The following is a 22,236-nucleotide window of genomic DNA, read 5'->3' as shown; positions in this document are numbered from 1 at the left end:
TGCGTCGACGCATTATCTGTCACGCGCGTGACAGCAAAAAGATGGAAAAATGCCGAAAATCGAGTAGAAGCTGACATATCGTAATATGCTTTTTGTCAAAATGAGAAGTCCATGGACGATCTGGATCGCGATCTCCTCAGCGCGTTGCGGCACAATGCGCGCACCTCAGTCTCCTCGCTCGCGGCGATGACCGGCGCCTCGCGTGCCACCATTTCGGCGCGCATCGAACGGCTGGTGGAAAGCGGCACCATTACCGGCTTCACGATCCGCACCGGGCATGAAGGGCGCGCGGCGGGCGTGCGGGCCATCGTGATGATCGAGGTGCTCGGCAGGATGGCGGATCGGGTTGCCGATCAGCTTCGCGGCCTGCCACAGGTCCGGGCGCTGCACAGCACCAATGGCAGATGGGATTTCATCGCCGAACTCGAGGACCGCGATCTTGCCGCCTTCGACGAAACGCTGCGTCGCATCCGTCTGATCGACGGCATCAACACGACGGAAACCAATATCCTGCTGAAGACGAGCAAGACCGGCTTCTGATCAGTACTCGTGCTCGTAGACGATGCCGGCTTCGCCGGCGCCGTTCGAGCCGGCCGCACCGCGCAGTTTCACTCCACGGCCGACATCGAGATTGATGATCGCCTTGCTGGAGTTGGATGCACCCTGCTGCAGCTCGATATAGGTGCGCTTGTTGAGATATTTGCCGGCGCTGACCTGCGCCTGCCCCTTTGCATCGGTCGTGATATCGAGGTCATCGACGCCGAGATGGCTGCGCAGGCCTTCGAAGAGCGAGGTCGAGCGTCCGCCGGCAAGCTGGCTTGCCGCATCGGCGAGCTGGGCGATCTGCAGGGCGGAAAGCTTCGACATGGACTGGCCAAAGATCAGCTGCGCCAGAACTTCGTCCTGCGGCAGTGCCGGCGAGGAAGAGAACGTGATCGACGGGTCGGTTGCAACACCTGCGACGCTGATGGTGACGGTCGTCGAGCCGGCAGGCGATGTTGCCGTCATGTCCAGCGTCGGCGTCAGATCGCCGGCAAAGCTGATCTTGCTGGTATTGGCGAAATCGAGCCGGCGGCTGAGAATGGTGAGCCTGCCGCGGCGCATTGTGAAGCCGCCGGAAACGATCGGCGCTGCGGCGGTTCCCTTGATGACGATGCTGCCGCCAAGCTCTGCATCGATGCCGCGGCCGCGCACGAAAATCTGCGAGGGCGCATCCAGTTTCAGATCAAGACCAAGCGTGGTCGACTTGTCGCTCGGCCCCTGCGGCTTCTCGTCCTTGAATTGAGCCCGAACGGCAGCGGGGGCATTCCGGTGCTGAATGTTGATTTCGGACAGCGAGGCGGGCAGTTTTTCCGGAACGATGATCGAGGCCTTGTTCAGTTTCAGGGCACCGCTCAGCACCGGCGCCGTCAGGATCGGCCCCTTCAGCCCCAAAGTGCCGTCGACGCTGGCATTGACCAGGGTGCCGTCGACATAGGTGGCGTTATTAAGCCTGACGGTGATATCGGCAGGAAATCCGCTCTGGGGCACAATGCCGATGGTGCCGCTCACCGATATGCTGCCGCCGCTCGCAAGCGTGCCGCTGAAGCGCGAGATCGTCGCCTGCCTGCCGTCGAGGCTGACGGTGACGGCAAGACCGTTAAGGGCAAGATTGCGGCGAACGTCGACCAGTCTTGCGCCATCCGTCGTGACCGTGCCTGTTATCGCAGGCGTATCGGTCGTGCCGCCGATCTGCAGGCTGATCCGTGCGGCGCCACTCATATCGAAGCCCTGGGCGCCAAGCTGGCCGGAAAGGGCGCTGAACGGCACGCTGCCGTCGAACTTCATCGCAAGTGCCTTGTTGCCCGCCACGGCGACGCTGCCGCCGCCGTTAAGGGTCAATCCGTCCTGGCCGCTGAGATCGATGGTGATCGTCACCCTGTTGTCGGCAAACTGGCCGTTCGCCTTGATGCCGAGCGGAGCAAGGCCAGCCTGCTTCGTCTGGCTCGTCACGGCACCGCTCCAGTCCGTCTGGAAGCCGATCACGGGTGCTGCCGCCTTGCCGGTCACGGTGATCGTGCCCGAGATGGTGCCTGCGGCATCCAGTGTCGGGACGAAGGTGTTGGCGAGGCTCGCAGGGAGATTGGCGACCTTGGCGTTGATCTTCAGCACGTCGGCCGCAGTGCCGTCGACAGTGACGGAGCCATTGCCGGTCTGAATGGTCAGCCCGGCGAGCGTCGTCACGCCATCCTTGATGGCGATCCTGGTCGGGGAAGCGAGCCTGACCGGAATGCTGCGCGGAGCGGCAGCAAAATTGTCCAGGCTGACGATCGTCTGGCCGCCGCCGGTCTGGACATTGCCGGCTGCCGTTACCGGAGCATTGTCGTAACTGGCCTTCAGGTTGAAATCGGTGCGGTTGCCCTGCTGGGTGAAAGTCAGGCTCAGCCCGGACACGCGGTTGGTGCCGGAGGCGATCTCATCGGCCCGGACGGTGCCATTGGCGGAGAAAGCCTTCAGATCGTCGATGGTCAGTGCGATATTCGGCTTGGTGATCGACAGCGTATCGCGCTTGATGCTGGCGCCTGCTGCGTTGACCTTTACGCCCATCTTGCCGTTGGCGCTGGAAAGATCGACCGAGCCCTTGAGGTCGCCGGCAGCAGTCTGACCGGCGAGTGCCGCGAGCAAGCCGAGATCGGGAAAGTCGAAGGTGAAGCTGCCGTTCGGCTCGAAAGCGGGCGAGAGGTCCAGTTTCCCCTGCAGCTTGTTGGCGCCGACCTCGGCTGAAAGCGCCGGAATGCTGGTGCGTCCATCCTTCGAGATCGCGTTGGCGGAAATGCTGATCGGCTTGTTGTCGATCGAGCCGGTCGCCTTGACCGTTGCCTGGGGTGCTTTGGGATCGGCGGTGCCGGTCAAAGCGACATCAAGCGTGTCGAGGAGCCGACCGGCCAGCTTGACGTTGATCGCCTTTAGCGTCGCATCGATGCCGAGCGCCGTCAGCGGCCCCTTGGCCTTGGCAGTGAAATCAGCCTCGCCATCGGCATTGTCGAGCAGCTTGGAAAGCTTGAGCAGCTTGCCGGACAGGTCGGCGGTCAGCGTCTGGTCGTCCAGCGTGGCATTGCCGCTGACTTCGGCCGTGCCAGATTTCAGGCTGAGATTCGAGAGATTGAATTTCGATGGGATCGTTCCCGCGACCTGGCCTTCGAGCGAGATCGTGGTATCGAATTTCCCGGCAACCGCATCCGGCAGAACGGTGGGAAGCACAAAGATCTTGAAATTGCCGTTCAGCGATTTGGAGGTCAGCGTATAGCGGCCGTTCACCGTGCCGCCGATGCTGGCGCTTTCAAGCGTGGTGCCGTTGAAGCCGATATTGTTTGGAGACAACTGAAGCGGCGCCGTCAGGTTCAGCGGCGCACGGATCATGCGGTTGAGGTCGGGATCGAGGAATGCCGCCTGTCCGACTGCGAGGCGAACCTGCAGCGGCCCCGATGCGGTGGCAAGATTGAATGCATCGCTCTTGGCGGTCAGATCGATTTTGCCGATCTGACCTTGTGGGGTGTCGGCGCTGTCGACCTGGGCCCTGGCATCGATCTTGACGGCCTGAGCAGCCCCGGTCATCGCCACATCCACCCGCGTGATCAGGGCGCGAACCTGCCCGTCCTCGAGAGGCCAGCGGAAGTCGACCGGACCGGATGTGCCGATAAGATTGGCGTTGAGGCTGTTGTTGCCGGCGGGGTCGAGCGTGCCTGACGCGGCCAGAACCACGGCGCCGGTCGCCATATTCCCCGTCTGTATATCGATCTTGCCTTTGTCGTTGAAGGTTGCGGCAACATCGATGGTCGTCTTGCCGGCAAAGAGCGGCCGGAAGTTGGGAGGCAGCAGCGAATCGACATTGCCGCCGCCCTTGACCTCGATATGGTGCAGACCATCGTCAGTAAGCGCGTGGTGGCCGTCGATTGCCACGGTCGGCTGGCCGTCCAAGGCGGCTTGCAGTTTGCCTTTCCAGTCGGAGAGCGGGCCTTCGCCGCTGACATCGATGTTCATTGCCGGATTGCCAGGCAGGCGCAACATGCCGGCGAGCATGCCGCCCTTGGGTTCGGCAAGCTGTGCCTTCAGATTGAGCCGATTTTCCGCGGGAGCAAAGGCAACGTCGGCGGAAAGCTTGGCTTCGGGTGCGTCCAGGCGGGAGGCATTGAGAATGAGGTCGATGCTGGCTCTGTCGGCGCGTACGCTGCCGGCCGCGGCGAGCGTGAAATCCTGCCCGGCGATATCGTGACCAAGGCGGAGATCAGGAAGATCAACCTTGCCGATATCGATGGCAATAGGCAAAGAAAAGCCTGAGCTTTCTGTCTCCGGCGGTTGAGGCGGGCTGGGTTGCGTGGTCGCGACAGGTGCTCTCTGGACCAGAACGGAATCGGCAGCGACGCGGTCGGCGTGGAAGGTTCCGGTCAACAGGGCCAAGGGCGACCAATCGACGGCGAGATTGTGGACTTCGGCCACGACACCCTTGCTGTCCGAGACGATAATGGCGGCGGCGCGCAATTTGCCGGTCAACAATCCCGAGGGTTCGCTGACGGTGATGATCCGGTCGGGTGTCGATGCAAGCCTTGTAACTTCGTCCACTGCAAAGCGCGTCGCGAAAGGTGCAAAGCCGACGACGAGGACGAGCGCGATCGCAAGGGCAACGGCCGCCAGCGCCACGTAGACGATCAGACGGATCAGCCCCTCCAGGATTCGAATCAAGATGCTCATGAGAGCGATATTATCCTCACCTTCACGACTGCTTGTAGACCGGTCTCCGAAAAACGCTCAGAAAGATTGGCCTATGCCGGCATAGATGCCATAGGACGTGCCGTTGTCATATTTCTTGAGCGGCACTGCGAAGTCGAGCCTGATCGGGCCGAACGGCGTTGCATATCGTATTCCCGCACCGGCGCCTATGCGCAGGTCGGAAGCATCTGGAAAGGCGCTGTCGGTCACGCTCCCGGCATCCACGAAAGGCACGAAGCCGATCGAATCTGTAATCTTGATGCGCGCTTCGACGGATGCCGTTACGTAGGATCGTCCGCCTGTCGCGTCTCCGTGGGAATTATAGGGCGTGATTTCCTGATAGCCATAGCCGCGCACCGATCCGCCGCCGCCCGCAAAGAAACGCCGGGTGGTGGGGATGCTTTCCAGGCCATTTCCGCCGACCAGGGAGCCGGCGGCGAGCTTGCCGGCGAAGATGACGTTATCGTTGGGGCCGACACCCTGGTAGCCAGAAATCGATCCTTCCAGCGACGTGAAGATTGCACCGCCGAGCGCTTCATAGCTGGGCTGGGCATCGACGGTGGCCCGATAGCCCGTCGTTGGATCGAGCTTGTTGTCACGCGTGTCGCGGACGAATTCCAGCGGGATCGAGAAGGTCAGATATTGCTGGTCGCCGAAGGCATCCGTGCTGCTGTTTTCATAAGAGATGCGGCCGCCCCAGGAGAAGGTGTCATAGTCGTTCAGCTCGTGCGAGAGCCCGGCGTCGGCGGTTATCGTGTCGGCATCGTAAGTATCGGGATGCTCGCTCTTTGCCTTCAGGCTGGCATTGAAGGTTGCCGAGGGGTAGAAGGCGCCCGGCTTGGAATAGACGATACCGGCGGCATAATCGAGATTGCCGACATCGGTCGTTTCGCCAAGCCGCGAAACCGATCCTTCGATGCGAAGCGATTCCGCCTGCCCGAAGAGATTGCGATGCCCCCAGTATCCCTGCAGGCCGAAGCCGTCGATGGTCGAATATTGCGCGCCGACGCCGAAATAGCGTTGCTTGCCTTCAGACACCTCGATTGTCATCGGTATAGTGCCGTTTGGCGCAAGCTTGTCGGCCTCGCGGATCGTTACACTTGAAAAAACACCGAGCTTGCGCAGGCGGTCGGAGGCTTTCTTGAGTTCATCCGGGGAATAGGGCTTGCCTTCGTTGATACGGGAGTAACGGCGGATGAAATCCGGATCGACGCTTTTCTGGCCGGTCACTCCGACATTGCCGATTGGCGCAATGGGACCGCTATCGACCTGAAGCGTCACGTCGACGGTATTTTTATCATGATCGGCGATGACGTCGCGCTTGATGACCTTGGCAAGCGGCCGCCCCTGGTTCTTGAAGTCGCTGACGATCTTGTCGCCGGCTTTCAGAATGTTCAGCGAGCTTGCGTCGCCACCTGGCGTCAATCCATACGCCGCGGGATCAAGCGTGGACGCGCTGCCGAGGAACTTGATCTTGCCCAGCACGAAGAGAGGACCGGGGTCGATCGTAACGGTCACGGGGACGGGCTTGGACCGGGGAAAGGTCGGGTTCGGCGGCAGGTCGTCTATGTTGGTGCCGTTGATGGTCACCGTGACGACGCCGCCGTAACGTGCTTTTTCATAGAGCGTGGCGATCAGCCTGTCGCGATCGTCCCTTGCCTTGATGACGACGCCGAGATCGCCGGAAACGGGCTTGTCCTTGTCTGCCACAAGCATCGAACCCTTGGTCAATGCGTCGGCCAGATCCTTGTCGGCATTGCCGGTTTTCAGGTCGATCGTATAGTGAACGGGATCGATGACCTGATCGGTCGTTTCATCCTTGCCGAAGAAGTTTATACCGAAAAGCTTGAATGCGAGAGCGTGGCCGGCAAACTGCGGACCGAGCGCAACTGTCGCCGCGACCGCGACAACGGTGCCTGCTCGTCGATACGCAATACCAATCTTCGGGCCGGTTCGTCTAATACGCATACGCCGCTTTTGAGTTACATTAGAATTATCTCGTCCCTGCGTTTCTCACGGGTTAACGCGGCGCTACCATAGAGGCAAACTTCCTCCAAGTGTACCATTTTAAACTGAAAAGGCTGAAAAACCCGTTCAGGCAAACAAAAAGTCCCGGATTTTGGCCCGGGACTTGATGGTGTTTTGAGGCTAATTCTTAGTAGCCACCGTTGCCATAACCGCCGCGCGGGCAATCGTCGATGTAGCGGCGACCGTAGCGGTCGCGGTAATAGCATTGTCCCGGCTGCTCGGCGACGCTGCCGATGACAGCGCCGGTCAGGCCGCCAATTGCGCCGCCGACAGCTGCGCCGCGGACATTGCCGGTAACAGCGCCGCCGATGAGCGCGCCTGAGGCTGCGCCGATGCCGGCGCCCTGTTCCGTCGGGGTGCAGCTTGCGATCGACAGGCCGATCAATACGAACGCGAGGGCTTTCTTCATTAACTCTCTCCAAAGTAGCTCGCCGGTAACCTCCGGCACAGGCCGTCCCCAATCTTCAGCTCCACCAGCATGGGCTGTCATTGCAGCGTTGCCGATACGGAAAGATATCGTGCAAAATATGGTTGTCCACTGGAGGGTTAGCGTTTTTCTTCTGCTTCCGGCTGTCCTCTCAAGCACGTGGGGAGAGGAACGCGAATTCGCTGGCGAGGGGCAGGAGGACCGTTTCCGGGCGAAGCGCGGGACGCAATCGATTGTCAATTTGAGGTGATCGGCTATTCTTGTCTGGAATTGTTCAAAAATATGGGCCATTTGCCGCAGCAGATGCGAATGGGTTAAGCGGGGGTTGACGTGCGATCCGGCAATCACGAAAACGGTCGCACGGTTCTGGAGAATGTGATGGATTTCGAAGCATATTTTAAGGGCGAGTTAGATAGCCTGCACCAGGAAGGTCGCTACCGCGTATTTGCCGACCTAGAGCGCCATCGCGGCAACTTCCCGCGAGCGACCCGCCACACACCTGAAGGCCCGAAGGAAGTGACGGTCTGGTGCTCGAACGACTATCTCGGCATGGGCCAGCATCCCAAAGTGATCGAGGCGATGAAGGAAGCGATCGATCACTGTGGCGCGGGTGCGGGAGGCACCCGGAATATTTCTGGCACCACCCACTACCACGTTCTGCTTGAGCGCGAGCTTGCCGATCTTCATGGCAAGGAATCGGCGCTTATCTTTACCTCGGGCTATGTCTCGAACTGGGCGACGCTCGGCACGCTCGGCGCCAAGATCCCCGGCCTCATCATTTTCTCCGACGCCCTGAACCATGCCTCGATGATCGAGGGCATTCGCTACGCCAAGTGCGACAAGGTCATCTGGAAGCATAACGACATCCGCGACCTCGAAGCCAAGCTTGCTGCCGCCGATCCCAAGGCGCCGAAGCTGATCGCTTTCGAATCCGTCTATTCCATGGATGGCGATATCGCCCCGATCAAGGAAATCTGCGATCTGGCCGGCAAATACGGCGCCATGACCTATCTCGACGAAGTGCATGCCGTCGGCATGTACGGCCCGCGCGGTGGCGGCATTGCCGAACGCGAAGGCCTGATGGATCGCATCACCATCATCGAAGGCACGCTTGGCAAGGCGTTCGGCGTAATGGGCGGCTATATCGCTGCGTCAGAGGCGCTTTGCGATTTCATCCGCTCGTTTGCGTCCGGCTTCATCTTCACGACGTCGCTGCCGCCGGCACTCGCCGCTGGCGCTGTTGCCTCGATCCGGCATCTCAAGGTCAGCAGCTTCGAGCGCGCCCGCCATCAGGATCGCGTGCGCAAGCTGCGCGCCCTGCTCGATGCCAGCGGCATTCCGCACATGCCGAACCCGAGCCATATCGTGCCGGTCATGGTCGGCGATGCGGCGAAGTGCAAATGGATTTCGGATATCCTGCTCGACAATTTCGGCGTCTACGTCCAGCCGATCAACTATCCGACCGTGCCGAAGAAGACCGAGCGCCTGCGCATCACGCCGACGCCGCTTCACAGCGATGCCGATCTCGAGCATCTGGTCGAGGCTGTGCATTCGCTCTGGGCGCGCTGCGCGCTCGCCAGGGCCGTCGCCTGATCGGTCCTTTACGGATATATTGAAGTGAATGGCCGCTTATGCGGCCATTTCTTTGTGCGCGATGATTCGGCCGGCGCGATGGCGCGCCTCGGTGTCAGCTGCGAAGACCTCGTCCATGCTGTTTGCCGGCGCAAATTGCGTCATGTCCTCCATGACCCGTTCGGCGACATCGGCCATGTCGAGAAAGCCTATGCGCCCGGCGCAGAAGGCATGGAATGCAATCTCTTCGGCTGCGTTCATCACCGCGCCCTGGACGCCGCCGCGCTCCAGCGCCGTCCGCGCCAGGCGCAGGGCCGGGAAACGGACTTCGTCTGGCGCCTCGAAATCGAGCCTCGCGAGCTTGGTGAAATCCAGTCGCTCGACATTGAGGGGGGCACGGTCGGGATAGGTCAGCGCGTAGCTGATCGCGGTTCGCATATCCGGGGAGCCGAGCTGGGCGAGGACCGAGCCGTCCCTGTAGCCGACCATCGAATGGATGACCGACTGCGGATGGATGATCACCTCGATCTGATCCGGGCGAAGATCAAAGAGGTGTTTCGCCTCGATCATCTCCAGCGCCTTGTTGAACATCGAGGCGCTGCCGATGGAGATCTTCAGGCCCATCGACCAATTCGGATGAGCGCGGGCGATTTCCGCCGTGACGCCGGCCATCTGTTCGCGGGTCCATGTACGGAAAGGGCCTCCGGATGCGGTCAGCACGATGCGTTCCACGGCGTGGTGCTGGTCATCCTCCAGCGACTGGAAGATGGCGCTGTGCTCGCTATCCACGGGAATGAGCCGTCCGCCGCCCCTTGCCACCGCCTTGACGAAGAGCTCGCCGGCGGAGACCAGACATTCCTTGTTGGCGAGCGCAATATCGGCGCCGCGTTTCGCCGCCGCAAGCGTCGGCTCGAGCCCGGCGGTGCCGACGATCGCCGCCATGACCCAATCGGACTCGCGCGCTCCGGCCTCGATCAGTGCCTCACGTCCGGCGCCGGCTTCGATGCCCGTTCCGGCGAGCGCTTCCTTCAATGTTGCATATTGGCTGTCGTCAGCGGCAACCGCGAGCTTCGCCCCGCAGGCCTTTGCCTGCTCGGCCAGAAGTCCGATATTGCTGTTACCGGTGAGGGCGACAACCTCGAAGGCTTCGCGTCCGCCAAGCTGATTAACAACATCAAGGGTGTTTTGGCCGATCGAGCCTGTCGAGCCGAAAATCGTCAGTCGGCGCGGCGTCTGGTTGCCGGTGGTCATCAGGATATCCGCATATTTCCCACGTCGCTCACGGCTCTACAGGGGTTTGACTGATGCGGCAAGTGTGCAACGCAGCATGAAATTTGAGTTAAAGGGTTTACAAGGCCGGCTGGCAATGGAATGATTTCGGCATAAAAGAGATTCTCCGGCGGAGTTGTAGCCACCCAGGCTGCTTGGGAAATACCGGAGCGCGCCCAGCGCAACAGGCGGTTCATCGCCAGGGCTGATGCCCAACAATCAATCTTGAGGTCGAGATGCGGTTTTTGCCATCGCGTCTTGCTGTCCTCGGTCGGGCTTATGCCCAATGGTGTTGACACAAATCCCGGATGTTTCATGACGAGATCCATTTATTTCCGCACGACCATGACTTTGCTTGCCACGACTATTTTGACCTGCGGCCATGTGCAGGCCGGCGATCTGTTGATCTGGTCTCCTGTCAAGACGGCGCCGCGCGCCTATCAAGCCACGGTCGGCTTTCGGGTCCCCATGGAGTGGGAGGCAAGCGCCGGCGCCGACCTTGGGCTCGGCGGTCTTCCTGGCGGCAAGATCGAAAACGGATCTCAGCTTGCGACGCTTTGGGGAAAACTCGCCGATGATCGAAACACGTTCGACGGATCGGTGAGCCGGCAGGTCGCGTTGCGCGTCGATCCGCTGCGCAGTGACAGCACGCTTGTGCTCAGCCGTTCGCGCAATTGGATCTATTCCGAGGATATCGATCTCGGAATGTCGCATTCCTTGAACATCAACTATGCAGCAAACGGAAACGAAGCCGCCTCCCTGAACGCTTCGCAGGCTCTGACGATGACGTCTCCCTGGACGGGAACGGTCGTGTCTGCCAGCGGCACGTTTACCGATGTCAGAGGCGCGTTCACGAGCTCGCTCGCCTTCGATCAGTCCATCGCACCAAATCTCAGTTTCAATGCCTCGCTCACCGATCCCATGTCACCGTCGAAATCGAGTGATTTTCGTCTGAATTATCAGGTGAAATGGTAGGCGCGCTTTTCATATTCCGTTGAACCATCCCGGCGTCTTCTGCGTTTTTGCCTGAATAGACTCTTGGAGGAGATGGAATCATGGTTTTCAAGGCAGCGACATTTCGTGGTATCGAGCCGCAGGTGGAGACCGATCACTCCACGCGAGCATCGCTTGAGGCGGCCGTCAGCAATGCGCTTGGCGTGGCCGGTGGCATAGATGCGTCTGACGTGACGGTCACTGCGACGGATGCTGATATTTTTCTCGACGGCAGCGTCGGTACCGTCGAACAAATCGAGCGCGCCACGATCGTTGCCCGGTCCGTCGAAGGCGTACATGCCGTCCGAAACAGGATTTTGCTGAGCGAAGGTGGACGCGGATGAGCGTCAACCGTTGTTGCACAGGCTGATGTAATTGGAGCCCTCGCTGAGGAATTGAACCTAGGTCTTCCTGAATACAACTCAGGTGCTCTACCATTTGAGCTACGAGGACATGGGCTTAGATGTGGCTAATATTACCGGCGTTGGCAAGTAAATGGTAAATACTTGGTTAATATCGGCGATCCATGCGCCTCATCCCGATGACAAACTCGCTGCAGCATGGAGTGGGGAATTCGGACTGCTACGGTCTGATCCGTTCGCAGTCGCCCGCAATTGATCGCAAGGCCAGCCAAAATCACGCATCATTCTTTGGGATTAGACTTCCCGATCGCTCGGGGCTCGCCATGCTCTTTCGAGCTGGGGGATGCAAGCGAGCCCCTCGACTGCCCAAGCGCAGCCTGTAGAGGATCGCGGAAATTGTGATTCTCAGCCAGCGCTGGAAAGATTAATCCACAAAAGGTTTCGCTAAATAAGGAAACTTAGGCTGCCGGGCTCGCTACGCTTGGGATAATTCGAGCCGGCAGCCTCGTTTCGCGTAATCCCCTTACGCAAGGACAGCGTATCCGAAGCTTACGTTACGTCAATTCATCCAAGCGGGCTAAAATTGGTACTATCTGCGGCGAAAAAGCAACGGTGCTCGACGCAGTTTCAAATACCCCCCAAAATGCACGGAAAAATTTGACGACGCTAAATTATTATGACCTAATGTAATTACTGGCCGTGCCCGCGGCCGGTAACTGGAGTTTCTCTTATACCCTCCCCGGAAACAGGGAGGGTTTTTTTATGCACAAAGCGAGCAAAATGCCGTCTTCGATATTTGCGGCATCTTCAAACAGGCGCTGGTTATGATCGGGAGGAAAGTCCCGGGACCATCCGGTGCAGTACACGGTCGCGAAGCACGTAATGGTGCATCAGGGCTGCGGCTGCATGGATGAAGACAAAGCCGATAATCGCCCAGGCGGTATAATTGTGCAGGGGGCCGATTAAATGCCGAAAGTCCGGTCCGACGACGAAGAGGGGTGGGATCGAGAAAAGATTGAAAAATCTCAATGCGTTGCCAGCGGACCATCCCAGGAGGAAACCAAAGGTTATTTGGAGGGCCAGCAGAAGGTAGAGCAGGCCATGGACCGCGCTTGCGACCACATGCTGAAGTCCTGAAACTGCTGGCGGCAGCTTCCTCTGGTTGAAAATCCGCCAACAGATGCGCGCAATGATGACGGCCGCAAGTATGATGCCTAGGGCGGCATGGGTGGATATCAATCCGCTCCGCGAGGGAGTTCCCTTCTGCAGCAGTTCCCAGATATGGGCGCTGCCGAATTGCTCAAGCACCAGGATCGCCGTGGCCCAGTGAAGGGCGATGGTCACACTATCGTGATGAGAGGGCGATGCCTGGTAGGTTCGTTCGCGTACAGCAGTCATGTCGATGATCTCCTTGAAATGCTGCAATGCAAACACCTCGGAAGAGATTTTATTCGAAGAGACAGAACTCGATGCGCGATGAATTCGACTGAAATGAAAAAGCCGGGCGCAAGGCCAGGCTTCAAAATCAATTGGATGGAAAGAGGCCGATCAGGCCGCCCAGGGACGGGAAGCAGCGTTCGACTTTTCGAAGCTGTCGATCGCCTTGGACTTTTCCATCGTCAGGCCGATGTCGTCGAGGCCGTTCAGCAGGCAATGACGCTTGAATTCGTCGAGGTCGAACTTCAGCGAACCGCCGTCCGGGCCGGTGATTTCCATGTTTTCGAGATCGACGGTCAGGATGGCGTTGGAGCCGCGCGATGCATCGTCCATCAGCTTTTCGAGGTCTTCATGGCTGACCTTGATCGGCAGGATGCCGTTCTTGAAGCAGTTGTTGTAGAAGATATCGGCGAAGCTCGTGGAGATGACGCAGCGGATGCCGAAGTCCAGGAGAGCCCAAGGCGCATGTTCGCGCGAGGAGCCGCAGCCGAAATTGTCGCCGGCGACGAGGATCTTGGCGTTCTGATAGGCCGGCTTGTTGAGGACGAAATCTTCGTTCAGCGAGCCGTCTTCATTGTAGCGGGCTTCCGCGAAAAGACCCTTGCCAAGACCGGTGCGCTTGATCGTCTTCAGATAATCCTTCGGGATGATCATGTCGGTATCGACATTGACGACCGGCAGAGGGGCAGCAACGCCCGTCAGCTTTACGAATTTGTCCATGGCCTGGCTCCAATTTCAGCAGATCTAGTTTGGTTGATCAGCGTTTAGTCCAGTTTTCCATCGAAATGAAGGAAAATCTGCATTAGGAGCGTGGCCGCGTGCGGATTCGACGCGGCCTGGCCCTGGTTCAATTGGTCTTTCCCGGTGCGCTCATCGCCCAGAGGACACCGAAGGGATCACGAAGCTGGCCGTAGCGGTCGCCCCAGAACATGAGCTCGACCGGCATGACGACTTCGGCGCCTGCGGCGACGGCCCGATTCCACCAGGAATCGATGTCGTCGACGATGAGCTGCAGGGCGAAACTCTGCGGCTTTACCAGGGGATGTCCGTGTTCCGGATAGGCGTCGCTCATCATCAGCGAGCTGCCATTGATATAGAGATGGACATGCATGGTCCGTCCCTTCTCATCGGGGGGAACCATGAAGGCCTGCTCGGCCCCGAATGCGCGCTTATAGAACTCCGCGGCCTTCATTGCTCCATCCACCGTAAGATAAGGCAGGAGCCCGTTCTTGACGGGCGGCATCTTCTGATGATCGTTTTCCGCAGTCACCTTCATCATCCTCCGTTTGGTGATTTTCAGGACGGGCCTAAGCCCAGCCTCCTCAAGGACGCAGGAAAACGGATAAGGCCGACAGGGCCAAGTAAAATTTTTGAGACAGATTGGCTGTTTCGATCAGAGATCGATGATGGTGCCGCGCCCGTCGTTCCAGATGCGCATTTCGCGCTGACCGTTCGTCTTGGCACGCACCGGGGCCGGCTTCAGGCGCAGCGAAATCGCACGAGCCGCCATGAGGACGGTAAGGATGCCGCCGACGGCAAGCGTCAGCGAAAACGTAAGGAGCGCCACCGCCGTGAAGACTGTAACGGCAGCAAGAGCAATGAACATGGTGCGGACATTCTGCATGATTTGAGACCTTTCTCTGCAATCCATGTGGTCCTTCGACTATTGCTCTGCAAGAGAAGCGTGGCTTTTTGTTGTCTTGCCTGACGGCGGAAAGCTTGGCACAAATCGGTGATGAGCCGTTCCGCACCTCCTCGCTCCATCCGTCTGCGCCGTTCGGTGCTCAGCGTTCCCGCGATCAATCGCCGGGCGCTCGAAAAGACCCATGCACTCGATTGCGATGCGGTGATTTTCGACCTTGAGGATTCCGTTGCGCCGGAGAAAAAAGCGGAAGCACGGGAAAACCTGAAGGCCTTCTGGTCCGGTCCGCCGCTTGAGGGCAGGGAGCGGATCATTCGCATCAATGCGCCGTCTTCCGAATTCGGTAATGCCGATCTGGATCTTGTCCTGGCATTGGAGCCGGATGCCGTGCTTCTGCCCAAAGTCGGCGAGCCGCAGGATGTCACCGATGTCATGGACCGGCTGAGCGATGCCGATGCTGCGGAAGAATTGCGGATCTGGGCGATGATCGAGACGCCGCGCGGTATCCTTAACGCCGCTGCGATCGCTGAGGCGGGACGCACGCCGGGAAGCCGGCTTGATTGCTTCGTCGTCGGGCTCAACGATCTGCGCAAGGATACCGGCGTCTTGCCGGAGCCGGGGCGGACCTATCTCGTGCCCTGGTTGATGCAGGTGATCATGGCGGTGCGCGCCTATGGGCTCGATGCGATCGACAGCGTCTATAATGATTTCAAGGACATGGCCGGCCTGAATGCGGAATGCGGGCAGGGCCGCGCCATGGGTTTCGACGGAAAGATGCTGATTCATCCCGGCCAGATCGAGACCGCCAACCGGCATTTCGGCCCTGACGAGCACGCGCTTGCGGAGGCGCAGGCGATCATTGCCGCCTTTGCGGATCCCGCGGCCGCCAATCTCAATGTCGTGAACATGGACGGCCGGATGGTCGAGCGCCTGCATCTTGTCCAGGCGGAGGGACTGGTCCATAAAGCTCGCCTGATTGCAGAACGACAGATTTAGCGTGAAAGACAGCAGATGAAACTTTACCGTTTTCTGAGCGGCCCGGACGATTCCTCCTTCTGCCACAAGGTGAGTGCCGCCCTCAACAAGGGCTGGTCCCTCTCGGGCTCTCCGACCTATGCCTTCAACGCGGCAACAGGCCTGATGCAATGCGGCCAGGCCGTGGTCAAGGACATCGAAGGCAAGGATTACGATCCCGAGATGAAGCTTTCCGAGCAATGATCTGAAAGCAATTCCAGGAATTGCATTAAAACAAATGGACCGACCGCATCAGCGGTCTGTCGCTTCCTCGGCGCTGGCCTCGATGCGCTCCATATCGTCATCGCTGAGGCCGAAATGGTGGCCGATCTCGTGGATCAGCACATGGGTGATGATATCGCCCAGCGTTTCGTCGTTTTCCGCCCAATAATCGATGATCGGCCGGCGATAGAGCCGGATGCGGTTCGGCATTTCGCCGTTCTCGACGGTGAAGCGCTCGCTGACTCCGCGGCCCTCGAAGAGGCCGAGCAGGTCGAATGGCGTCTCGAGCGCCATGTCCTCGAAAACCTCGTCGTCCGGAAAGTCTTCGATCTCGATGGTCAGATTGCCGGTCAGCGCCCGGAATTCCTCCGGCAGGTGGCTGTAGGCCTCCATGGTCAGCGATTCGAATGCACTTATCGTCGGCGCGTGACGGTCCCGCCAATCCTCGCTCTGGTCAATGCGGGCCATGATGATGTCCTTTCTTTTCGCCCATATAGAACCTTTGGCTGAGTTTTTCGAGAGCGGATTCTCGCAGAGGAATAAATTCACATAAATTGGTTATTGACTCTTATTTAGCGCTCTGGAATCTATAGGAACATAACAGGAACGAAATTATCTGGAGCAACGTCCATGGCTAAGGCTGCCGTGGCGCGGGAAAAGCTTTTTGCCCTGCGTGAAACCATTGCGAAGCTCGAAGGCAAGCCGGTGCCGGCTTTGGCTGCAGCTGACATGCAGGACTTGGCAAATGGCGGTATTGAGGCGCAGAAGCGGGAGAATGCGCGCCGTCTGAGCTTCGGCATATCCGATCTGGACGAGGCCCTGGAGGGAGGGTTGCCGCTCGACGGCCTGACGGAAATCCGCACGCATATGCTGCGCGATGGCAGCTCGAGCAGCGGCTTTGCGCTGGCGCTTGCGGCACTCGTGCAGCGGCAGGATGAGGAGGAGAACCGCACCTGCCTGCCGGTTTTATGGATCGCCGACAGGGTGTCTTCGATGGAGGCCGGTGTTCCCTATGCCGTCGGCTTGAAGGATTTCGGATTGCGGCCGGAGCTTTTCCTCCATGCAAGTCCCCGCAAGCTCGAAGACGCGCTTTGGCTTGCGGAAGCGGCTGTTGAAAGCGGTGTCTTTCCTGCGACCATTCTTGAGGTGCGCGGCAATCCGAAGCCTTTCGGCCTGACCGAAAGCCGGCGATTGAATCTCAGGGCAAAGGCGTCGGAGCGTCCTCTTTTTCTTTTGCGGCAAGCCGGCGAGGAAGAAGCCAGTAGCGCTTTCTTCCGCTTTCTTGTCGACCCCGCGCCGGCTCAGGCGCGGCTTCTGCCGGATGGTTCGATGCTAGGCGGCAGCATCGGCAATCCGGTCTTTCGTCTCACCCTGGAGAAGAGCCGCAACCCGGCTCCCATCTCCCTTCTTTTGGAGTGGAATCCCCATGACCGCCGGTTTCTTCCTGTCTACCAGCCAGTCGACACTCGCCTTCCAGGCGAACGCACAGCGCATTCTCGCGATCCACTTCCCGCATCTTCCAACGGACCGGATCGCCAGAAAGCGATGGGGGCTCTCCTGGCGTTCGACCGGGCGTCCTGAGGCGCCGCCGATCGTCTGTTCCGGGCGGCAGAACAACGCCATGCGGCTGACGGCGCTGGACGAAGTGGCAGAGAAGATCGGCCTTCGAAAAGGACAGGGTGTTGCCGAGGCGCGCGCTATCCATCCCAGGCTCGACGTGATTGATGAGGATACTGCAGCTGATCGGCGTTTTCTCGAAGGCATTGCCGACTGGTGCGATCGCTATACTCCGCTTGTTGCCCTTGACGGAAAGGATGGGCTGTTTCTCGATATTACCGGCTGTGCGCATCTCTTCGGTGGTGAGGCGGCCATTCTCAAGGATATTCTCTCTCGGCTCTTTCAGATGGGGATCGATGCGCGCGGCGCCATTTCGTCGTCGCCAGGGCTCTCCTGGGCGGCAACGCGTTTTGGCAGTGGCGGGTTGATCGACGACGAGAGGGCTCTCGATGTGCTGGCCTCCTTGCCGGTTGCTGCTCTTAGGGTGGAGCGGGAGATGATCGATGCGTTGAGGAAGGTCGGGCTCAAATATGTGGGCGACGTCATGAGAGCGCCGCGGGCGCCGCTTGCCCGTCGCTTCGGTGCGGAGCTGCTTCTGCGTCTCGATCAGGCTCTGGGGCAGCAGGAAGAACCGATCTCGCCGCGCCGGCCTGTGGCCAGCCTGTCGGCGGAACGCCAGCTGGCCGAACCGATCGGAACAGAAGACCAGATTCTTGCAATTGCCGTTCAGGTTGCCCTTTCCCTGAAACTGTCGCTGGAGGCGCGAGGGATTGGCGGCAGGCGGTTCGAGTTGGTTCTTTTTCGCGTGGACGGCAGGGTCTTTCGCATCGCCGTTGGTGCGTCGCGGCCGCTCCGGGAGGCGAAGGCTATCGCTGCCCTGTTTGCCGAACGGCTGCAAGCAATCTATGACGACCTCGACGCCGGCTATGGCTTCGAGATTCTGCGGCTGAACGTGCTGCATCATGACATCCTGGATGCCAGGCAGGCCGATTTCGATAGTGACCGGCAGGACGAGATATCGCTGTCCGCCTTCGTCGATCGCGTCTCGGCCCGTCTCGGCGAAGATTGCCTGCAGCGTTTTGCCCTGTGCGAAAGCCATGTGCCGGAGCGTGCAGCAATCTCGATACCGGCGATCGAAGCGGAAAAGCATCATCGGCAAGCCAAAGGAGAGCCGACCGTTCCTTTCAGAAGCGAGCGGCCCTTGCGGCTTCTCGCCAAGCCGGAGCTGGTCGAAGCCGTGCTTGCCGAGGTGCCCGATGGACCGCCGCAGATCTTCCAGTGGCGGCGCCTGCGGCATCAGGTGGCAAGAAGCGAAGGACCGGAACGGCTTGCCATGGAATGGTGGATCGATAAGGCCGAAAGCCGGGATTATTTCCGCATCGAGGACGGGACGGGCCATCGCTTCTGGATCTATCGCCAAGGTCTGTACGGGGGCGAAAATCCTCCAAAATGGTTCATGCATGGGCTTTTCGCATGACCATCCCCACTGCATTTTGCGAAATCGGCGCAAGGACGAATTTTTCCTTTCTTGAAGGCGCGTCCAAGCCTGAAGAAATGGTCGTGCAGGCCGCTGTCATGAAGCTCGGCGGTCTCGGCATAGCCGACAGAAACTCCGTCGCCGGCGTCGTGCGGGCGCATATGCAGGCCGTGCATATCGCCGCCAAATATGGGCGCTGGCAGCGCGGTGAGCTCGACGAAAAGGAAAAGAACGATCCCGTCATCGAACCGATCCGGATACAGCCGGGCGCGCGCCTGGTTTTCTGCGATGGAACACCGGATATCCTTGCCTATCCTTGCAATCGTCAGGGCTGGGCCAATCTCTGCCGGTTGTTGAGCGCAGGGAACCTGAAGGACGAGGCGAAAAAGGGAACCTGCCTCCTGAATGAGAGCGACTTTTTGGAGTGGGGCGATGAGATGATGCTCGCCCTTGTCCCTGATCGTGCTGTTATCGATGATGCGGACAGTTACCGACGTCTGGAAGACTGTCTAGTACGCTTTCGTGTGAGGTTCCGTGAGGCCTTCCACCTCGTTCTTTCGCCTGCCTATGACGGCCGGGATCGGCAGAGCTTTGCCACTTTCTCCCTGCTTGCCGGTCGCACCCGGGTTCCTCTCGTCGCCACGAACCAGCCGCTCTACCATCACGCCGAACGCCGGCCACTATCCGACGTGGTCACTGCGATCCGCGAACATGTGCTGATTTCAGAGGCGGGTTTCCTGCTGGCGCCGAATGCCGAGCGTCATATCAAGACCGATCGGGAGATGACCCGGCTTTTCAAGGAATATCCCGATGCGATCGACAATGCGAAGCGCTTCTTCGGCGCGCTTCAATTCTCGATCAAGGAACTCATGCACAACTATCCGCCGGAAAACGAGCCGGGGGAAACGCCTTTCGCGACATTGGAGCGGCTGACCTGGTCCGGAGCGGCAAAACGTTACGCGCCCGAAGAGATTCCGAAAAAAGTTGCCGAACAGATCCATTACGAACTGAAGCTCGTTCGCGACAAGAATTATGCGTCCTATTTTCTGACCGTCTACAGGATCGTACAGCATGCCCGGTATGAGCTTAAAGTTCTCTGTCAGGGCCGAGGGTCGGCTGCGAATTCTGTCATCTGCTATTGCCTGGAGATCACCGAGGTCGATCCTCAAAAGAGCACGCTGCTCTTCGATCGTTTCCTTTCCATGGACCGCGACGAGCCGCCGGATATCGATGTCGACTTCGAACACAGCCGGCGCGAGGAAGTTATCCAATTCATCTACAAGCGCTATGGCAAGGAGCATGCCGGGCTGACGGCGGGGGTGACGAGTTATCGCACGCGTTCGGCCGGCCGCGAGGTTTCCAAGGCCTTCGGCCTGTCGGAGGATGTGCAGTCGGCGATCAGCAGTCTCGTCTGGGGCTGGTCTGAGGACAATCTATCGGAACGAGACGCAAAGGCGGCCGGGCTCGACATGGAGGACCCCGTGACCCTGCACGTCCTCAAATATGCCTCCGAGCTTCTTTCCTTCCCCCGTCATTTGACGCAGCATGTCGGTGGCTTCGTCATTACCCGTGACAGGCTCGATGAGATCGTGCCGATCATGAAGACGGCGATGCCTGATCGCTACATGATCGAATGGGACAAGGACGATCTGGACAATGTCGGCCTCCTGAAGGTGGATGTTCTGGCGCTCGGCATGTTGACCTGCCTGCGTCGGGCTTTTTCGCTGCTTGAATCACATTACGGCGTTAGGAAGGAGCTCGCGGAACTTGGTAATCGGGAGCATGGCGATGAGGGCAAGCCGGTCTACGCGATGATGTGCCGCGCCGACACGCTCGGCGTCTTCCAGATCGAAAGCCGGGCGCAGATGAGCATGCTGCCGCGGCTAAAGCCAAACCGCTTCTATGATCTCGTCATTGAGGTGGCGATCGTCCGACCTGGCCCGATCCAAGGCAATATGGTGCATCCATATCTGAAGCGGCGCGAGCAGAAGGCACAGGGCATTCCGATCGAATACCCGAAGGAGGAATTGATCCCGGTACTTGAGCGGACGCTCGGCGTTCCCCTGTTTCAGGAGCAGGCAATGCAGATCGCCATCACCGCTGCGGGTTTCAAGCCGACGGAGGCCGATCAGTTGCGGCGGGCGATGGCGACTTTCAAACGAACGGGAACGATCGGCAGCTTCGAGAAAAAATTCATCGACGGCATGGTCCGGAAAGACTATCCGCTCGAATTTGCGCAGCAATGTTTCAACCAGATCAAGGGCTTCGGCGAGTACGGCTTTCCCGAAAGTCATGCGGCCTCCTTTGCGCTCCTCGTCTATGCCTCGTCCTGGATGAAGGCCTATTATCCCGATGTCTTCTGTGCGGCGATGCTGAATTCGCAGCCCATGGGCTTTTACGCGCCTGCACAACTCGTTCGCGATGCGCGAGAGCATGGGGTCCAGATCAGGCCGGTTGATATCAACTTCTCGGACTGGGATTGCCTCCTGGAAGAAGCCGAGTTCGATCGAGCGAGCGTCGATTTCAGGCATGCTGAGATGCGGGAAGTTATCAAGACCCGGAATGCGGTTCGTCTTGGCTTTCGGCAAGTCAAAGGGCTGTCGGAGAAGTCGCTAGAGAAATTCTTGCAGAACAGAGGCGCCGGCTATGTCTCCGTCCGTGATCTCTGGCTGCGGTCGGGCCTTGATAAGGCCGATATCGAGCGGTTGGCGGATGCGGATGCCTTCGGCTCTCTCGGCCTTGGACGGCGGCAGGCTCTATGGGAAGTGCGTGCATTGGATGTGAAGAGTGCCGCGGAAAAGCTGCCGCTATTCGACGTTGCGGGGTCTGCGGATCTGCAGATCGAGCCTGCTGTTTCTCTCCCCGCCATGCTGCAGGGTGAGCAGGTGATCGAGGATTACCGCTACCTGTCACTCTCCCTGAAGGCGCATCCGGTTTCCTTCCTGCGTGAGCGGTTTGTGCAGATGGGCATTACGCGCAGTGTCGATCTCCTCAATGTCGCGAATGGCAGGATGGTGACGATTGCCGGTCTTGTTCTGGTGCGTCAGCGACCGGGATCGGCAAAGGGCGTGATCTTCATGACGCTCGAGGATGAGACGGGTGTCTCGAATGCCATTGTCTGGCCAAAGGCCTTCGAAAAATACCGTCCCGTCGTTATGGGAGCACGACTGGTCAAGATAAGGGGCCGTCTGCAGAGCCAGAGCGGTGTCATTCATGTCGTTGTCGATCATATCGAGGACATGACTTCGGCTCTCGGCATCCTGCAGCGCGAGGCCAGGCGCTTCGGCATCAATCCCCGTTCGGACGAAGTGGTGCATCCGGGCATGGATCAACGGGAGCGGAAATTTTCGCGGAATGCGAATAGAGCGCTTCCATTGCTTCCGCCGGCGGCGACGGCTGACCGCAGCGATGCTGGCGAGACTGCCGAGGTCATGCCAAAGGGCCGCAATTTCCATTGATTCCCGGCCTGCGTCACGCCGATGTGACAACA

19 protein-coding genes and 1 tRNA gene are annotated in these 22,236 nt (G+C 59.3%); 9 read left to right on the top strand and 11 right to left on the bottom strand.

Translation table 11 applies throughout. The annotated features are described in order from the left end of the window. Nucleotides 1–111: 111 nt before the first annotated feature. Nucleotides 112–540, top strand: coding sequence for an Lrp/AsnC family transcriptional regulator (locus DTW90_RS12590; RefSeq protein ID WP_132521949.1), 429 nt, complete (start codon nucleotides 112–114; stop codon nucleotides 538–540). Here the strand turns inward: DTW90_RS12590 and DTW90_RS12585 are convergent, their stop codons facing one another. The 3 genes from DTW90_RS12585 to DTW90_RS12575 form a co-directional block, all read right to left on the bottom strand. Next, complete coding sequence (locus DTW90_RS12585) at nucleotides 541–4,728, bottom strand: translocation/assembly module TamB domain-containing protein (RefSeq protein ID WP_149338716.1); 4,188 nt, start codon at nucleotides 4,726–4,728, stop codon at nucleotides 541–543. It abuts the gene before it with no gap. Nucleotides 4,729–4,785: 57 nt separating this feature from the next. Next, nucleotides 4,786–6,714, bottom strand: a complete 1,929-nt coding sequence (locus tag DTW90_RS12580) for an autotransporter assembly complex family protein (RefSeq protein WP_149338714.1) — start codon at nucleotides 6,712–6,714, stop codon at nucleotides 4,786–4,788. 187 nt (nucleotides 6,715–6,901) lie between these two features. After that, the gene (locus DTW90_RS12575) at nucleotides 6,902–7,183 is read right to left on the bottom strand and encodes a YMGG-like glycine zipper-containing protein (protein ID WP_149338713.1); all 282 of its coding nucleotides are present in this window, start codon (nucleotides 7,181–7,183) and stop codon (nucleotides 6,902–6,904) included. A gap of 396 nt (nucleotides 7,184–7,579) precedes the next feature. Between DTW90_RS12575 and hemA the strand changes: the two genes are divergently transcribed. After that, on the top strand, nucleotides 7,580–8,794 hold the full coding sequence (hemA, locus tag DTW90_RS12570; protein ID WP_149338712.1) for a 5-aminolevulinate synthase: 1,215 nt from the start codon (nucleotides 7,580–7,582) through the stop codon (nucleotides 8,792–8,794). Nucleotides 8,795–8,830: 36 nt separating this feature from the next. On the opposite strand, the gene dxr is transcribed toward hemA, so the two are convergent. After that, complete coding sequence (gene dxr / locus DTW90_RS12565) at nucleotides 8,831–10,024, bottom strand: 1-deoxy-D-xylulose-5-phosphate reductoisomerase (protein ID WP_149338710.1); 1,194 nt, start codon at nucleotides 10,022–10,024, stop codon at nucleotides 8,831–8,833. Beyond that, nucleotides 10,024–10,359, bottom strand: coding sequence for a hypothetical protein (locus DTW90_RS12560; RefSeq protein WP_149338709.1), 336 nt, complete (start codon nucleotides 10,357–10,359; stop codon nucleotides 10,024–10,026). The genes dxr and DTW90_RS12560 overlap by 1 nt, the downstream gene beginning before the upstream one ends. Between DTW90_RS12560 and DTW90_RS12555 the strand changes: the two genes are divergently transcribed. Next, nucleotides 10,358–11,017: a hypothetical protein gene (locus DTW90_RS12555; RefSeq protein WP_149338708.1), complete on the top strand. Its 660-nt coding sequence runs from the start codon at nucleotides 10,358–10,360 to the stop codon at nucleotides 11,015–11,017. The two genes, DTW90_RS12560 and DTW90_RS12555, sit on opposite strands and share 2 nt — an antisense overlap. 80 nt (nucleotides 11,018–11,097) lie before the next feature. Further along, entirely contained in the window at nucleotides 11,098–11,379 is a 282-nt protein-coding gene (locus DTW90_RS12550) for a BON domain-containing protein (RefSeq protein WP_132521933.1), read from the top strand. A 32-nt stretch (nucleotides 11,380–11,411) separates the two neighbouring features. Here the strand turns inward: DTW90_RS12550 and DTW90_RS12545 are convergent. From DTW90_RS12545 to DTW90_RS12525, 5 genes are all read right to left on the bottom strand, one after another. Further along, nucleotides 11,412–11,488 (bottom strand) — tRNA-Thr (locus DTW90_RS12545). 731 nt (nucleotides 11,489–12,219) lie between these two features. Then, nucleotides 12,220–12,795 carry a cytochrome b gene (locus tag DTW90_RS12540; protein ID WP_149338707.1) on the bottom strand — a complete coding sequence of 192 codons (576 nt, stop codon included), beginning with the start codon at nucleotides 12,793–12,795 and terminating at the stop codon, nucleotides 12,220–12,222. 150 nt (nucleotides 12,796–12,945) lie between these two features. Next, complete coding sequence (leuD, locus tag DTW90_RS12535; protein ID WP_132521929.1) at nucleotides 12,946–13,554, bottom strand: 3-isopropylmalate dehydratase small subunit; 609 nt, start codon at nucleotides 13,552–13,554, stop codon at nucleotides 12,946–12,948. A gap of 127 nt (nucleotides 13,555–13,681) precedes the next feature. Beyond that, a complete protein-coding gene (locus tag DTW90_RS12530; RefSeq protein ID WP_149338705.1) occupies nucleotides 13,682–14,110 on the bottom strand; it encodes a glyoxalase/bleomycin resistance/extradiol dioxygenase family protein in 429 nt (142 codons plus the stop codon). A 117-nt stretch (nucleotides 14,111–14,227) separates the two neighbouring features. Continuing rightward, the gene (locus tag DTW90_RS12525) at nucleotides 14,228–14,458 is read right to left on the bottom strand and encodes a hypothetical protein (RefSeq protein WP_132521925.1); all 231 of its coding nucleotides are present in this window, start codon (nucleotides 14,456–14,458) and stop codon (nucleotides 14,228–14,230) included. A gap of 111 nt (nucleotides 14,459–14,569) precedes the next feature. Here DTW90_RS12525 and DTW90_RS12520 point away from each other — a divergent pair, with 111 nt between their 5' ends. Together DTW90_RS12520 and DTW90_RS12515 are read left to right on the top strand one after the other, a co-directional pair. Further along, nucleotides 14,570–15,472: a CoA ester lyase gene (locus DTW90_RS12520; RefSeq protein ID WP_149338703.1), complete on the top strand. Its 903-nt coding sequence runs from the start codon at nucleotides 14,570–14,572 to the stop codon at nucleotides 15,470–15,472. A 15-nt stretch (nucleotides 15,473–15,487) separates the two neighbouring features. Further along, nucleotides 15,488–15,694, top strand: a complete 207-nt coding sequence (locus DTW90_RS12515) for a DUF1737 domain-containing protein (protein WP_149338701.1) — start codon at nucleotides 15,488–15,490, stop codon at nucleotides 15,692–15,694. A gap of 48 nt (nucleotides 15,695–15,742) precedes the next feature. On the opposite strand, the gene DTW90_RS12510 is transcribed toward DTW90_RS12515, so the two are convergent. Beyond that, on the bottom strand, nucleotides 15,743–16,180 hold the full coding sequence (locus DTW90_RS12510; RefSeq protein ID WP_132521919.1) for a metallopeptidase family protein: 438 nt from the start codon (nucleotides 16,178–16,180) through the stop codon (nucleotides 15,743–15,745). A 162-nt stretch (nucleotides 16,181–16,342) separates the two neighbouring features. On the opposite strand from DTW90_RS12510, the gene DTW90_RS37605 reads away from it, so the two are divergent. From DTW90_RS37605 to DTW90_RS12500, 3 genes are read left to right on the top strand one after another with little or no spacing between them, the layout of a single operon-like run. Continuing rightward, nucleotides 16,343–17,293: a hypothetical protein gene (locus DTW90_RS37605; RefSeq protein ID WP_245512656.1), complete on the top strand. Its 951-nt coding sequence runs from the start codon at nucleotides 16,343–16,345 to the stop codon at nucleotides 17,291–17,293. Beyond that, the gene (locus DTW90_RS12505) at nucleotides 17,205–18,746 is read left to right on the top strand and encodes a DNA polymerase Y family protein (RefSeq protein ID WP_281407569.1); all 1,542 of its coding nucleotides are present in this window, start codon (nucleotides 17,205–17,207) and stop codon (nucleotides 18,744–18,746) included. The genes DTW90_RS37605 and DTW90_RS12505 overlap by 89 nt, the downstream gene beginning before the upstream one ends. Then, a complete protein-coding gene (locus DTW90_RS12500; RefSeq protein ID WP_149338697.1) occupies nucleotides 18,743–22,204 on the top strand; it encodes an error-prone DNA polymerase in 3,462 nt (1,153 codons plus the stop codon). Before DTW90_RS12505 ends, DTW90_RS12500 begins: the two co-directional genes overlap by 4 nt. Nucleotides 22,205–22,236 lie beyond the last annotated feature (32 nt).

The sequence above is a fragment of the Neorhizobium sp. P12A genome (genome assembly GCF_008365395.1).
In the GTDB taxonomy this organism is placed as follows: Bacteria; Pseudomonadota; Alphaproteobacteria; order Rhizobiales; family Rhizobiaceae; genus Rhizobium.
Note: the sequence above shows the minus strand (reverse complement) of the source record. Positions and strands in the feature narration are given on the sequence as shown.